Origin of the sequence: Gallaecimonas aegicerasi (assembly GCF_045291545.1) — a bacterium.
Taxonomy (GTDB): Bacteria; Pseudomonadota; Gammaproteobacteria; order Enterobacterales; family Gallaecimonadaceae; genus Gallaecimonas.
The window spans coordinates 2,553,210-2,567,107 of record NZ_CP149514.1 but is presented as its reverse complement, the minus strand read 5'-3'; the positions used below and the strand labels follow the sequence as shown (position 1 = coordinate 2,567,107).

Genomic DNA, 13,898 nt, shown 5'->3' with positions numbered 1-13,898 from the left:
TTACGACTATGTTTGACTCCAACATGACGACTGATGTTTCCAAGTCTCTGACTGCCGTGAGCCCGAAAACCGGCAATCCCCAGCCCCTGCGTGATTCCGTACGTCAAGCGCTCCAGAACTACTTCTCCCAATTGGACGGTGAAGATGTCACCGAACTGTATGAAATGGTACTGAGTGAAGTAGAAGCACCGCTGCTGGATGTGGTGATGACCTATACCCGTGGCAACCAGACCAAAGCGGCCAACATGCTGGGTATCAACCGTGGCACCCTGCGTAAGAAACTGAAAAAGTACGGCATGAACTGATTCTTTCAGTGACGTCATAAAAAAGGCCTCATCGTTTCGGCGATGAGGCCTTTTTGTATGATAAGCGTACGACCAAGGCCGTACGCCGTTATCACGTGCTTACTGGGCGTTCAGGTTGATGTCGTCCAGTACGAAAGAGGTCTGGTTAGAGGAGTCCTCAGTACCGGTGAACTTCACTACAACAGATTGACCGATATAAGCGCTCAGATCGGCAGTGTGCTCAACATAACCGGAAGCTGCATCCAGGTTAGAGAACGATGCCACTGTGCCTAGCAGCGTACCGGAGGTGTTGTACACCTGAACCTTCAGCGTATCGTAAGCTGTAGACGAAGTGGTCTCAGCGGTATCGATGTGCATGAAGAAGTCCAGAGTGGCGCTAGTGTCACCTGAAGGGATAGACACTGACTGCGACATGCTGTCAGTGTGTGAGCTGCCGTAACCGTCCAGCCAGGCGAAGTAGGTGCCGGCATGGGCGCTCTGGCCAGAACAGCTGGTGCTGCTACATAACGTGCCAGAACTCATGGTCCAGGGTGACGCAGTACCACTTTCAAAGCCGGTGTTGCTCAGCAGCTGAGCAGCGGTGCCGCCGCCGCTGCCGCCGGAGCCGCCACCAGAGCTGCTACCGATGTCATTGATGGCGCTGCTGAGGATCAGGCTGCCGCGGCCGCTGGCCAGGTCATAACCAGTGCTGGCGGTGGAACCACCGTTGTTACCGGAAGTGACATCGTGGAAGTCAGACGCCGGCAGGTTGTACAGCAGTGGTGCGGCAAAACCTACACTGGTGCCTTTTACCGCGATGACGCGAGCCCACAGGCCAGCGAAGATCGGCGCCGACAGGCTGGTACCACCTACCTGAGTGGTGCTGCCGTTAACGATGATTTGCGCACCTGAGTTCGGGTCACCATCAAAGGCCACATCCGCTACGCCACGGTAGGTACCGGAGTACACACCGCTCTGCCAGCTCGGCTTCGGCTCAAAAGTACTTTCACTACCGCCACTTTTCGACCAAACGGTTTCACTGTTGTAAGAGGAACCGGAGGCGTCCAAGGTGGTACCGGCTACTGCCACAACATACTGTGATGCCGCAGGCCAGCTTGGCGTGGTGCCGCCGTTGCCGCATTCATCAGCGCCAGAATCACCAGTCGAAACAGAGAAGGTCTGACCTTGCGCGACCGCCTGCTGGAATGCCTGGTCCTGGGCGGCAGCGGAGCCGTCACCCTGAGCAGTGGTTTCACATTCGCCCAGCGACACGTTGATGATTTTCGCGTTGTTATCGCTAACCACTTTGTTGATGTCTGCGGTCAGGTTGGCGTTCGACAGTGACGGGATGTTGTAGAAAATAATCTTGCCGATTTCCCCGCCGGCCGCGCCGACCAAGTCCTGGCTGTCCAGGTTCCACTCATCAACACCACTGGTGTCAGTACTGGTGCCGTTGGTGTTGACGGTTTGGGTAGTAACAGTGGCCAGGCCATTGTTGGAGGTGAAGGTGTTCAGATCCGTAATGGTCTGGGTCAGGCTACCGGAGGTGATGATACCAACCGTAACGCCAGCGCCGGTAGCGACTCCGGTACCGCCGTAAATGCCTGAAAAGTCAGTAGGGTTATGGCCAGTTACCGCCTGGGTGGTGGCCTGTGGCTGCACGGCATGGGCAACAGTGTGCGCCATGTGCACGTTCTGCAGACCGATGACTGACAGCACGCTGTTTTTCAGAGTGCCAGGAATATGGATAGCACTGGTGTTGGCGTAAGCCATGCGGCCCTTGTGGGTGCGAACACTGGCAAACTTGGTGTTAAAAGCGGCGCTGACCAGATCCGGAGAAGCGTCACCGGAAACCAGCATGCGGTTATCCGCGATGGTGACATTGCTAAAACCAGCCTGCTTCAGGAAGCTTGCAACCGCATCAGCCTGATCTTGGGTCGGAGCGTGCTGAGCCATAAACTGGGCCCGGCTCATGTAGCGGGTTTCCAGAGGCACTTGGCTGTGGCGCACGGAGGCGATAAAGCTTTTCAGCTTGGCGTGGTTGCGCAGTTTCAGCGCGATCACGACATGCATAGGCTGGGCGCTGGTCAGCGACCCCAAAACGGTGTCACCTTTGTGCAGGTGCATCGCGTTGGCAATCTGTACCATGCTGCCCGTGGCCGGTGCGGCCATAGCGGTGGTGCTAACAGCACCCAAACCAGCCAGAGCAAGTGCCCCAACCAGCAGTTTACGACGGGTATGAAGTAACATCTGTCATTCCTCCAATGATGAGCACACCGCCGCGGGGCGGTTCCCTGTGCCCATAGATATGAGTGGCCGCTTTACAAGCAGCCTTGGCTCTTCCATGTGACTCCGGTGCAACGAGCCCTTTTTTTCCCTGCCGGTTTCTGCTCGATTCTGGGCGAAAAATCACGCCTTTTGCTTAACATGGAGTCATCCAGCTGATTCCATTTCGCTGAACTATTTAACGGGACCATATAAAAGGTGACACATCAATTACTGAAAAGTCCGAATAGTGCGACGTTTGTCACATACTGGATGAAAAGGTGTCATACAGAGGTAGTCTTTGGCTGATAAACAGGGAATTTAAATGTTTGAAATATGTAAAGTTTTTGTTTAATTTGTTTTCTGGCGAGGGCAAGGCTTAAAGCCATTTTTGCGTATTACAGCAGTCATGTTTTTGCGGTTTTTTTCATCAATTTTGGTGCGGTAGTAAGCATGTTGATGGTCAGAAAAAATACCGGGCAGGAGTGCAGGGCGTCAAAAAATCAGGGTGAAGTGTCCGTAAGAATGCGTTGAGCTGGCCGCGACAAAGCCCTTAATATTGCCCAAGGAATCCATGTCAAGGACGAACAACGTGATGGCTTCACTCCCGGCAGCCGTTATCCAGTTATTTGCAACAGTGCTGGCACTGTTACCCATATTTTTGCTGGTAGTTGCAGTGACTCTTTATCGCAAGTGGTTACGGCGAAACCGCTTTAGCCCTTTAAGCAGTGATTTATTACGCCCGGCTGGCTATAGCCTGCAGCGGCAAGTTGATGAACAGCAAAGTGATCTCGTGGGTGATGTGTTGACGCTCCCGCTGCTCTTGATGTCGGCCCCTTTGGGGCTACTGCTGAGCGAAAAATTACAAGCAAAGTCACTACCGAGTTCTATCTGGCTGGCCATCCTTTTTATCTGCTTTATTGTCGTTGGTATTTACTTACTGAAAGTTTTACGGACGGCACGGCGGCTCAGTCACTTACGCCTTGGCTTTGCCTGTGAAATGGCAGTGGGTCAGGAGCTGGACTATTTGCTAAGACCTGACAGCAGTCCCTACCGCGTCTTTCATGATATTCCCTTTGATAATTTCAACGTCGATCACTTGGTTATCGCCCCCAATGGCGTCTTTGTACTGGAAACCAAGGGGCGCTCCAAGCGTATGAGCAAAGGCAAAAAGCAGGCCCGGGTGCGGCTGGAAAACAATGCCCTGCACTTCCCCCATTACACAGAGAGCCGCAGTCTTGAACAGGTTCGCATGAATGTGAAAGCCGTCGCCGATTGGCTCAGTGCCGCAACCGGCTTTAAGGTACCGGTTGCAGGGATTTTGGTGCTGCCAGGTTGGTATATTGAACGTAAGCAAAGGTCCATAAATCCTTATGTACTTAATGCTCGGGAACTGCCAACACATTTACCGGGGTTGGCTTGCGGCACCCTGGATCTGCCTGCTGTTCAGGCCATTGCCTATCAGGTGATGCAACGGGTTCGGGATGTGAACCGCGATCGTGCCGCCTGAAGTCAACTAGACGACTGGTCTAATGCTTTGTTACCCTTAGTGCCATGAATCAAGCTATTCCTACTCGTGACGTGAAAGCCCAGATCCTCGATACCGCGCAGCGGATCATGGGGCATAAGGGCTTTTCGGCTGTGGGTTTAAATGAAGTGTTGAAAGCTGCCGGGGTGCCGAAAGGGTCGTTTTATCACTACTTTGGCTCCAAGGAAGCCTTCGGTGTGGCACTGCTGGAACGGTACTTTCGCGACTACCTGGTGAACCTCAATGCGTTGTTGGACCAACCCGGAGGCTCGTCGGTAAGTAAGGTGCTGGCCTATTTCCAACAGTGGCTGGCGCAGCATGACAGCGATGACCGCTGCCTGGTGGTGAAGCTGGGAGCGGAGGTGAGCGATCTCTCCGCGGCCATGCGGGACGTGCTGGCCCAGGGCACAGCGCAGGTCGTTGCTCGGTTGGCGCGCAACCTGGAACTGGCACAAATCGAAGGCTCCTTGCCTGCACAGGCACAACCGGAAGCCTTAGCTGCTTCGCTTTATCAGTTGTGGCTGGGAGCAGCAATGCTGGCCAAGCTACAGCAGAATGCTGCCCCATTGCAGGCAGCCATGACAACCACCCGGCAACTGCTGGGTCAGTAATACTGAAGGCCACAGCTGGCCTTTTTGTTTTCCCGATCGCTAGACGACCGGTCTAATTATTTGCGGTAACAACAGGAGTGATTGTAATGAAGGTACTGATGATTCTGACCTCTCATGACCAACTGGGTGACAGTGGCCACAAAACCGGCTTCTGGCTCGAAGAGCTGGCAGCGCCGTATTACGTGTTCAAGGACGCCGGTGCCACCATTACCCTGGCGTCACCTAAAGGCGGCCAGCCACCGCTGGACCCGAAAAGTGATGACGCGGACGCCCAAACCGACGACACCCGCCGCTTCAAAAGCGACGATGCCGCCATGACGGCCCTGGCCAATACCACCGCGCTGGCTGACGTGAACCCGGCTGATTTTGATGCGGTATTTTACCCGGGTGGCCATGGTCCCTTGTGGGATCTGGCCGAAAGTCCGGTTTCCGCCGGTATTATCGAACAGACCTTGGCTGCCGGGCGGCCGGTGGGGGCGGTGTGCCATGCGCCGGCGGTGCTGAAAAACGTCAAAGACAGTAACGGCGAACCGCTGATTAAAGGCAAGCGGGTGACCGGTTTTTCTAACAGCGAGGAAGCGGCTGTAGAGCTCACCGATATCGTGCCTTTTTTGGTGGAAGATATGCTCAAAAATAATGGTGGTCAGTACGCCAAGGGCGATGACTGGGGCAGCTTCGTACTCACCGACGGCTTGCTGGTGACCGGCCAGAACCCGGCGTCCTCGGCTGACGCCGCCAAGGCCCTGTTGGCTTTACTGAACGGTTAAGCTGCGGCACGTGTAAAAAACCGGCGCTCAGGCGCCGGTTTTTTGTTGCCGTCGCGGCAGCGTCAGGCAAAAGCAGGTCTGCTGGCTATCAGAGCTGACACTAACATCCCCGCCATGCAGGCGAGCAATGGAGCGGGTAATGGCCAGCCCCAGGCCGACGCCCTCGCGGCTACGGGCCGGGTCAACCCGGTAAAAGCGGTCAAACAAATGTGGCAGGTGCTCGGCGGCAATAGGGTCACCGGGGTTGCAGATGGCAATTTCGGCTGCCGTGGCGGTGCTGGCTAATTGCAACCTGACCGCGGCGCCAGGAGCGCTGTAGCGAATGGCGTTGGAAATCAGATTACTCAACGCCCGGCGCAACAGGTGGCGGTCGGCTAGAACGTTAACGGCATCGCCGGTGAGGGTGAGGCTGATGTTTTTCTCATCGGCCAGTAGCTCAAAGTAATCACACAGCGACTGTAGCTCCTGGCGTAACTCCAGGGGAGTGAGAGCCGGCACAATACGGCCGTTATCGGTTTGCGCCAGCCACAACATATCGGTGACCATGCGGGCCAGCCGCTCGCCTTCTTCGAGATTGGAGTACAGCACTTCCCGGTACTCATCGGCAGGTCTTGCCTGGGCCAGTGCCACCTGGGTTTGTGTAACCAGATTGGTTAAGGGGGTGCGTAGTTCATGGGCGATGTCGGCAGAAAAGTTACTGAGCCGGTCAAACAAGTCAGCCATGCGCCCCAACATGTCATTGAACGCCGCTACCAAATCGCGCAATTCGGTCGGCACCATGGCCGGATCCAGTGGCGTAGACAACTCGTCTGAACTTAATGCCCGAATGTGCCCTGACAAGGCCCGTAGTGGTGCATGGCCCCAGCGTACGGCCAGTCGTGCCGCCAGAATTGTGATCAATGCGGCCAATGCCATGATGCCCCACAAGGTGTATGTGAAGCGGGCCAGAAAGTGCTGGTGAATATCGATATTCAGCGCCAGCGCCAGCCGATATTGCCCCAATGGCAAGGCGCTGCCCCGGTAGTGATGCTGTTGCCTGGCAAAGGCCCGGAGACCAGCGGCGGCAATGGCCGGTTGCTGGTGTGCCAGTAAGAACTCCAGGGCCGGGCCAGGGGTGCGGTAGAGCAGCTGCTGGCCATCATACAAGGCAAAGCTGACGCCACGCAGTGCTGATAGTGTCTGATCAAGGCGGGCCGGATCTGGGCCGTAGGTTTCGACGCTGCGCCTGACAGCCGCAGCGGCCGCCTGCATTTCGCTGGCATCCATGGCGGCAAAGTGCCGCTCAATGGCGTTTTGTACCACCCAGCCCAGTACCGCCAAACAGGCCATGATGGTCAGGCCGACCAAGGCCATAACCCGTCGGGCCAAAGAGGCTGGGGCTTTAGTCATGGTGGCTGTCGAGTTTGTAGCCCATGCCGCGTACGGTATGGATCAATTTGCAGGCAAAGGGGTCATCAATCTTGCTGCGCAAACGGCGAATTGCCACATCGATGACGTTGGTGTCGGAGTCAAAGTTCATGTCCCAGACCTGCGAAGCGATCAGCGATCGTGGCAGCACTTCCCCCTGACGCCTGACCAGTAACTCCAGCAAGGCAAACTCCTTGTTGGTGAGGTTGATACGCTGGCCGGCGCGCACTGCCCGGCGTTTGGGAATGTCCAGCTCCAGGTCGGCAACATGCAGTGTGTCGGTAACCGGGGCGGTGGCACCACGGCGCAACAGCGTGCGCACCCGGGCCAGCAGTTCGGCAAAGGCAAAGGGTTTGACCAGGTAGTCGTCTGCCCCCAACTCCAGGCCTTTGACACGATCGTCGATACTGTCGCGGGCTGTCAGAAAAAGCACCGGTGTAGGTTGCCCGGCGTCGCGTAGGGCGCTGAGAATACGCCAGCCATCGACGTCAGGCAGCATCACGTCGAGAATGATCAGATCAAAGGACTCGGTCAGCGCCAGGTGGTGGCCGTCCAGGCCCGTGCGGGCCAGTGCCACCTGAAAGCCGGCTTCACTGAGGCCTTTATTGAGGTAGTCGCCCGTCTTCGGAGCATCTTCCACCACCAGCAGTCGCATCCATCCTCCTTTTTTGCGCTACAGCCTAACGCCGCTGTGGCCACGGCCAGATTACCGCAACATGACAAGCTTGTAATGAAGAGGTCATGCCGCTGACAGTGCCTGCTCGTTACAGTGGCCGCAGTGTATGACGAAGGATACCACCATGGCATCATCAAACCTGCCGCGGCGCCGCTTTTTGCAAGGGCTGGCGGCCGGCGGCGTGCTACTGGGTATGCCGGGTCTGGCCAAGCCGGCCAAGGCCGGAACGGTTAGCCAGGGCAGTGCGGCTCCGGTACTGAGCGGCCAGCAGTTTCACCTAACCATCGGCCAGCAGGGGGTGAATTTTACCGGTGCGGTGCGCCAGGCGATGACTGTCAATGGCACCTTACCGGCACCCACCCTGGTGTGGCGTGAGGGCGATGAGGTTACCATCAAGGTGACCAATACCCTGGCGGTGCCAACGTCTTTGCATTGGCACGGCATCTTGCTGCCCTATCAGATGGACGGCGTGCCGGGGATCAGCTACCGCGGCATCGCCCCGGGCCAGACCTTCACCTACCGCTTCAAGGTGCAACAAAGCGGCACCTATTGGTACCACTCCCATACCGGTTTTCAGGAAATGAAAGGGCTCTATGGCGCCATTGTGGTGAAGCCCAAGAACGGTGAGCGCCAGCGCGCTGACCGTGAGCATGTGGTGCTGTTGTCAGACTGGACCGATGATGACCCCATGGCCATGTTTTCCCGGCTCAAGCAGCAGGCGGATTACTACAACATCATCCAGCCTACGGCCATTGATTTTGCCAAGGATGTGTCCCGCTATGGCTTGGGTAAGGCTATCAGCCGTCGCAAAATGTGGAACCAGATGCGGATGAACCCGACGGATTTGGCAGACTTGTCATCCGATGCCCTGACCTTCCTCATCAATGGTCGCACCCCGGCGGGTAACTGGACCGGCTTGTTTGAACGGGGTGAAAAGGTGCGGCTGCGGATCGTCAACGGCGCCAGCAATACTTTTTACGATGTGCGCATTCCCGGCCTGCCACTGACGGTGGTTCAGACCGACGGCCAGGACGTGGATCCGGTGACGGTTGATGAATTTCGTTGTGGCCCCGGCGAAACCTACGACGTGCTGGTCAGCCCGAAAAGTGATGCCTACACCCTGTTTGCCCAGACCATGGACCGCACCGGCTATGCGGCAGGCACCCTGGCCAGCCGCCCCGGCTTGCGGGCGCCGGTGCCCGAGCCCGACAAGCCCCAGTGGCTGACCATGACCGACATGATGGGCACCATGGGCCAACACGGCCAGCACCACGGCCAAATGGCCATGACGCACCCGCACTCCCAGCAGGCGCACTCCTTGGCGGTGCCGTCGAAAACCGTCCATCACGCCCGTACCGAGTTTGGCCCCAGTGTCGATATGCGGGTTGATACCCCTCGCAGCAACCTTGATGACCCCGGTGTCGGCTTACGCGACAACGGCCGTAAGGTGTTAACTCTGGCTGACCTCCATACCGTCGGGGGGCCATTGGATCCGCGAGAGCCAGACCGTGAACTGGAGCTGCACCTGACCGGCAACATGGAGCGTTATACCTGGTCCTTTGACGGCCTGGAGTTCGGCCAGTCAACGCCGGTGCATTTTCGTTACGGTGAACGGTTACGGGTGATTTTACAAAACGACACCATGATGACTCACCCCATGCACATGCACGGTATGTGGAGCGAACTGGAAGATGACAAAGGCCACTTTGTCGTGCGCAAGCACACGCTGCCGGTACAACCAGCGCAGCGCATCAGTTTTCTGGTCAATGCTGATGCACCGGGCCGCTGGGCCTGGCACTGCCACTTGCTCTTTCATATGGAAGCCGGGATGTTTCGGGAGGTATTGGTGTCATGAAAACACGCCGCTGGATGTTCATGGTGCCGCTATTGGTCGCGGTGCCGGGCTTTGCCGCCCCCATGGACCATCAGATGATGATGGACAAAAAGACGACGCCGGAAAACGGTCGGGACCCTCATGGCTATTCGGATGGCTATACCCTCGACAGCGGTCCCTATGCCTTACCCGGCCCCCGGCAGCTGCGCCTGGCGGACGAAAAACGCTTTTTTCATCTGCTGGTGAACAAGCTGGAGTGGCAGCATAGCCAGGCTGAAAATGTGACCGCTTATGATACCCAGGCCTGGTTTGGTAATACCTACGACAAGCTGGCCGTTAAAGCCGAGGGCGAGTGGCACAAGGGTAAGTTGGCCGATGCCCGCACTGAACTGCTTTGGCAGCATGCTGTCAGTGCCTATTGGAACACCCAGCTTGGTGCACGCCTGGACGGTGGCCCAGGGCCGGCGCGCAAATGGCTGGCGTTTGGCATTCAGGGCTTGTCACCCTATTGGTTTGAAGTGGATGCCACGGCTTATGTTGGTGAGCAGGGGCGCACTGCTTTTCGTCTGGACAGCGACTATGAACTGCTCATCACCCAGCGGCTGATATTACAACCGGCATTGTCACTGAACTGGTATGGCAAAGATGATGTTGCCCGGGGCATTGGCAGTGGTATTGCCAACACCGCTGTGGGTTTGCGCTTGCGTTACGAATTCAGCCGCCGTTTCGCCCCTTATATTGGTGTTCAGCGCCAGCATAGCTGGGGCCGCAGTGCCGATCTGGCGCGTCAAGACGGTGAGCCGGTGGCGCAAACCCAGTGGCTGGCCGGGGTGCGTGTCTGGTTTTAGGAGGTTTTATGTCATCGCTGCAATGTCGGCCCGGCGTGCGCGCCGCATACCGGGTTGAGCGTAAGTTAACACTAAGCGGGCATCAGGGCCGGCCACAGGTTGTACAAGCGGCAGTGGCGCAGCTTGATGACACCGCCGGTGTTGATGGCGTGGCTTTACAGGGTGAGCGTTTGTGGCTGGCCTATGATGCGTCGGTAGTGAATATTGATAAGGTGCGCGAGATACTGGCCGCCCATCAGCTGAGGCTGGTGGAAAAGGGCTGGGCCGCTATCAAGCTCGGGTATTACCGCTTTGTCGACCAGAATATCAGTGACAATGCCACCCACGAGCCCTGGTGTTGCCACCGTTTGCCACCGAATGTGAAGAAATAAAAAAGCCCGCTTACTGCGGGCTTTTTTATCAGGATGCGCTGGCCATGTTCAGGCTGTTGTTGGCTCGGTTGGCATCCGGCAATACCTGCTGGGGGTCCAGGGTAATACGGCTGATGGCCTTGGTGGTTGGCAGCACCACTTGCGGTGTGGCACTGGTACGCCAGGTTTCGACCGGCAGGCGCCAGTGTTGCTGGCTACCATCACGGTAGGTGACTTGTACGCGCACCGGCATCACCAGCTTTTGATAACTGGCCAGCTGTAGTGTGATGCCTTTGGCCGGATCGTTATCAACATAGCTGGCACTGCTTAGCGCCATGTCCAGTTGCCAGTTGTTGAAAAACCAGCCGCGCCAGAACCAGCTAAGGTCTTCACCGGCTTCGCTGTCCATGATCCGGAAAAAGTCAGACGGCGTCGGGTGCCGGTAGGCCCAGGTGGCAATGTAGCGCTTGAAGGCTTTATCAAAACGCGTCGGGCCGAGGATCTGCTCGCGTAACAGCACCAGCCCGAAGGCGGCTTTAAAGTAGCTGACTTTGTGGCGGTATTTTTCTGCAATCGAATCGGCCGGGGCCATGATCACCGGGGCTTCGGCATCAGCTAGCACCGGCAAAATTTCCTCGGCGGGGTTGCCGCCGCCAGGGGCATATTCGCTGTCCCGTTTGGGGGCGTATTCGCCGTGGTTGAAAGCCTCAGAGGCATAGACATCGATAAAGGTATTAAAGCCTTCATCCATGAACGCATGGCGTCGTTCGTTGGAGCCAACCACCATCGGGAACCAGCTGTGGCCGATTTCATGGGCGGTGATCCAGAACAAAAACTTGCCGGAATCGTGCATGCCGTCAAAAACAATGCCGGGGTATTCCATGCCGGCGCCGTGGCCACCCAGGTTCACTGCTACCGGCCAGGGGTAGGGGTACCAGTGTGAGAAGTGTTCAATAGTGCCTTTGAGGTATTCGGTTGAGCGGTTCCATTTGTCTGCGCCGACCCCTTCCAACGGATAGGCGGACATGGCCAGGGAGTGGCGGTGATTGGGCAGGTTGATGCGGGCAGCATCAATCACAAAGGCGGGCGAGGCGGCAAAGGCCACATCGCGGGTATGGTTCATGTGAAAGTGCCAGGTCAGGGTGCCACTGTGGCGTGGCCGGCTTTGTCGGCTGGCAACTTCCTCGGGCTTTACAATGTAGAGCGTTTTGTCACTTTGATGGGCTTGCTTGAGGCGTTCACGCTGGCTATGGGTTAACACCTGCTGCGGGTTTTGCAGCTCGCCGGAGCCGACCACCAGGTAGTTCCAGGGCACCGTCACCTGGTAATCAATGCTGCCGTACTCAAGATAAAACTCTTTGCCTAGGTAGGGTTGGGTGTCCCAGCCTCGCAGGTCGTCATAAACGGCCATGCGCGGGAACCACTGCGCGATCTCAAAGATAGGGCCGTTTTTACTGTCAGTTACAGCAGTGCGGCCACCCCAGGTGCCGGGAATTGTGTAGTGATAACGAATATGCAGGCGCAGGTGCCCGCCGGCTTTGAGCGGTTGCGGCAGGTCTACGCGCATGCGGGTGTCGTTAACCAGGTAGTGCAACGCTTTACCGGCCATGGTCACGGCTTCGAGCTGATACCCCTGGGTGTAGTGGCCGCGGGGCTTGGCGGCGCTGAGGTTGGCGCGGGAATCGCGGCGGTAAATGTTCTGGTCCAGCTGCAACCACAGTACATCCAGGGCGTCCGGGCTGTTGTTCTGATAATCGATGGTCACCGTTGCGCTGAGCTGCTGGGTGTGCGGGTGAATTTGCGCCTTAATGTGGTAGTCGGCGCGGTTCTGCCAGAATGCCGGCCCCGGCAGGCCACTACCACCGCGCAGCGTGGTGGTCGGTGTCGGCAGGGTCAGGGGAGCGAACAGGGCCTGCGGATCAAAAGAAGCGGCCGCCGCCCAAAAAGGTAGCAGCAGTGCCACCAGTACGAGCCTGGAGAACATGAATACTCCGAGTGAGGTAACAGCTATAGGTGCCTAACAGATATCAGGACAGCGCCATCGGCAACAGGGGGAACCGGCCAAGATGTGACCTGGCCGGGATTAACGTCAGTTCAGCTCCAGTTGCTCCGGTGACAGCACCACACCGGTGCTGTCAGCATAGAGCCAGTCTTCCGGCAGGAAGGTCACACCGCCGAAATTCACCGGCACGTCGGTTTCACCGTGGCCGGCGTCATCTGCGCCCACGGGAATGGCTGCCAGGGCATGAATACCGATATCCAGCGCCTCGAGTACATCCACTTCGCGCACCGCGCCGTTGATGAGCAACCCTTGCCACTGGTTGGCAACGGCCAGTTCAGCCAGTTCGGCATCAATGAGCGCCCGGCGCAGTGAACCACCGCCATCAATCAGTAATACCCGGCCGCTACCGTCTTCTTCGAGCATCTCGCGAATCAGGGCGTTGTCTTCAAAGCATTTGACGGTGCTGATCTGCCCGGCGTAGCTGCTGCGGCCACCGTAGTTGGCAAAGATAGGGTCGACGACATCCACCATATCGATATAGGTGTCGCACAGGGCGGAAGTGTTGTATTCCATGGTTGTGACATCCAGTGGCCAGTGTGCCCTACAGAGTAGCGCCAAAGCTGGGGTGGCAGCAAACCACAAATAGCCGGCCAATGGACTGATGGTCAGCCCTTGTTCAATCAACAGCCACTACGCTTGGCGAAGAATGAAAATTGGTGTTTTATCCAGAACCACGGTCTGCACCGGCCACTGGAGTGAAGTGATGCCTCTGAAATGGATACTGACATTGTCTGTTGTGCTGATGCTGTTGCCAGCGCCAAGCCAGGCGAAAGCCCAAGGGCTTGAGCACCAGGTGGCGGCAACGGTTGAGGAGTTCCTGCACACCGACCCGGGCCTCAAGGTTTTTTTTAACCGGGCGTACGGTTATGCAGTCTTCCCGCGTATTGCCAAGGGTGGCTTGATTGTCGGTGGTGCGTTTGGTGAAGGGCTGGTTTTCGTACACCATAAAATTGTCGGGCGTAGTCGGGTCAAACAACTGACCTTGGGCCTGCAGGTGGGTGGCCAGTCTTTTGCGCAGATCCTGTTTTTTAAAAACCAGGCAGCTTTCAAGCATTTCATCCGGGGGCAGATGGAGTTTGGCGCCCAGGCTTCAGCAGTGGCACTGGATGCCGGGGTCGGCACCCATGTGGAGCATGATAAAGACGTGGTGGTGTTTACCAAGGCCCTTGGCGGCCTGATGTACGAGGCTGCACTCAGTGGCCAGGTATTTAGCTACCTGCCTAAAGATTAACCAAGTCGTCATTTGTCTGTCACGGTGATGTCATT

The 13,898-nt window shown here is 57.1% G+C and carries 13 protein-coding genes; 8 read left to right on the top strand and 5 right to left on the bottom strand.

Annotated features, from left to right (window positions below):
- The first annotated feature begins 23 nt into the window (after positions 1 to 23).
- Positions 24 to 305, top strand: a complete 282-nt coding sequence (gene fis, locus WDB70_RS12625) for a DNA-binding transcriptional regulator Fis (RefSeq protein WP_406668094.1) — start codon at positions 24 to 26, stop codon at positions 303 to 305.
- Between the two features lie 99 nt (positions 306 to 404).
- Here fis and WDB70_RS12620 read toward each other — a convergent pair whose 3' ends face one another.
- Complete coding sequence (locus tag WDB70_RS12620; RefSeq protein ID WP_406664876.1) at positions 405 to 2,534, bottom strand: protease pro-enzyme activation domain-containing protein; 2,130 nt, start codon at positions 2,532 to 2,534, stop codon at positions 405 to 407.
- Positions 2,535 to 3,144: 610 nt separating this feature from the next.
- Between WDB70_RS12620 and WDB70_RS12615 the strand changes: the two genes are divergently transcribed.
- The 3 genes from WDB70_RS12615 (at position 3,145) to WDB70_RS12605 (ending at position 5,455) form a co-directional block, all read left to right on the top strand.
- Positions 3,145 to 4,059, top strand: coding sequence for a nuclease-related domain-containing protein (locus tag WDB70_RS12615; RefSeq protein ID WP_406668092.1), 915 nt, complete (start codon positions 3,145 to 3,147; stop codon positions 4,057 to 4,059).
- 44 nt (positions 4,060 to 4,103) lie between these two features.
- Entirely contained in the window at positions 4,104 to 4,688 is a 585-nt protein-coding gene (locus WDB70_RS12610; RefSeq protein WP_406664874.1) for a TetR/AcrR family transcriptional regulator, read from the top strand.
- An 86-nt stretch (positions 4,689 to 4,774) separates the two neighbouring features.
- Positions 4,775 to 5,455, top strand: coding sequence for a type 1 glutamine amidotransferase domain-containing protein (locus tag WDB70_RS12605; RefSeq protein WP_406664872.1), 681 nt, complete (start codon positions 4,775 to 4,777; stop codon positions 5,453 to 5,455).
- A gap of 27 nt (positions 5,456 to 5,482) precedes the next feature.
- Here the strand turns inward: WDB70_RS12605 and WDB70_RS12600 are convergent, their stop codons facing one another.
- Positions 5,483 to 6,844 (bottom strand): heavy metal sensor histidine kinase, encoded by a 1,362-nt coding sequence (locus WDB70_RS12600; RefSeq protein WP_406664870.1) that lies wholly within the window; start codon positions 6,842 to 6,844, stop codon positions 5,483 to 5,485.
- On the bottom strand, positions 6,837 to 7,517 hold the full coding sequence (locus tag WDB70_RS12595; protein ID WP_406664868.1) for a heavy metal response regulator transcription factor: 681 nt from the start codon (positions 7,515 to 7,517) through the stop codon (positions 6,837 to 6,839). Before WDB70_RS12595 ends, WDB70_RS12600 begins: the two co-directional genes overlap by 8 nt.
- 145 nt (positions 7,518 to 7,662) lie before the next feature.
- On the opposite strand from WDB70_RS12595, the gene WDB70_RS12590 reads away from it, so the two are divergent.
- Genes WDB70_RS12590 through WDB70_RS12580 form a run of 3 tightly spaced genes read left to right on the top strand, consistent with a single transcriptional unit; the run spans position 7,663 to position 10,591 of the window.
- Positions 7,663 to 9,393: a copper resistance system multicopper oxidase gene (locus WDB70_RS12590; protein WP_406664866.1), complete on the top strand. Its 1,731-nt coding sequence runs from the start codon at positions 7,663 to 7,665 to the stop codon at positions 9,391 to 9,393.
- The gene (locus WDB70_RS12585; RefSeq protein ID WP_406664864.1) at positions 9,390 to 10,220 is read left to right on the top strand and encodes a copper resistance protein B; all 831 of its coding nucleotides are present in this window, start codon (positions 9,390 to 9,392) and stop codon (positions 10,218 to 10,220) included. Before WDB70_RS12590 ends, WDB70_RS12585 begins: the two co-directional genes overlap by 4 nt.
- Before the next feature lie 8 nt (positions 10,221 to 10,228).
- Positions 10,229 to 10,591, top strand: coding sequence for a cation transporter (locus WDB70_RS12580; protein ID WP_406664862.1), 363 nt, complete (start codon positions 10,229 to 10,231; stop codon positions 10,589 to 10,591).
- Positions 10,592 to 10,619: 28 nt separating this feature from the next.
- On the opposite strand, the gene WDB70_RS12575 is transcribed toward WDB70_RS12580, so the two are convergent.
- Together WDB70_RS12575 and rraA are read right to left on the bottom strand one after the other, a co-directional pair.
- The gene (locus tag WDB70_RS12575) at positions 10,620 to 12,554 is read right to left on the bottom strand and encodes a M1 family metallopeptidase (protein ID WP_406664860.1); all 1,935 of its coding nucleotides are present in this window, start codon (positions 12,552 to 12,554) and stop codon (positions 10,620 to 10,622) included.
- A 105-nt stretch (positions 12,555 to 12,659) separates the two neighbouring features.
- Complete coding sequence (gene rraA / locus WDB70_RS12570; protein WP_406668090.1) at positions 12,660 to 13,145, bottom strand: ribonuclease E activity regulator RraA; 486 nt, start codon at positions 13,143 to 13,145, stop codon at positions 12,660 to 12,662.
- A 133-nt stretch (positions 13,146 to 13,278) separates the two neighbouring features.
- Between rraA and WDB70_RS12565 the strand changes: the two genes are divergently transcribed.
- A complete protein-coding gene (locus WDB70_RS12565; protein WP_406664858.1) occupies positions 13,279 to 13,863 on the top strand; it encodes a YSC84-related protein in 585 nt (194 codons plus the stop codon).
- Positions 13,864 to 13,898 lie beyond the last annotated feature (35 nt).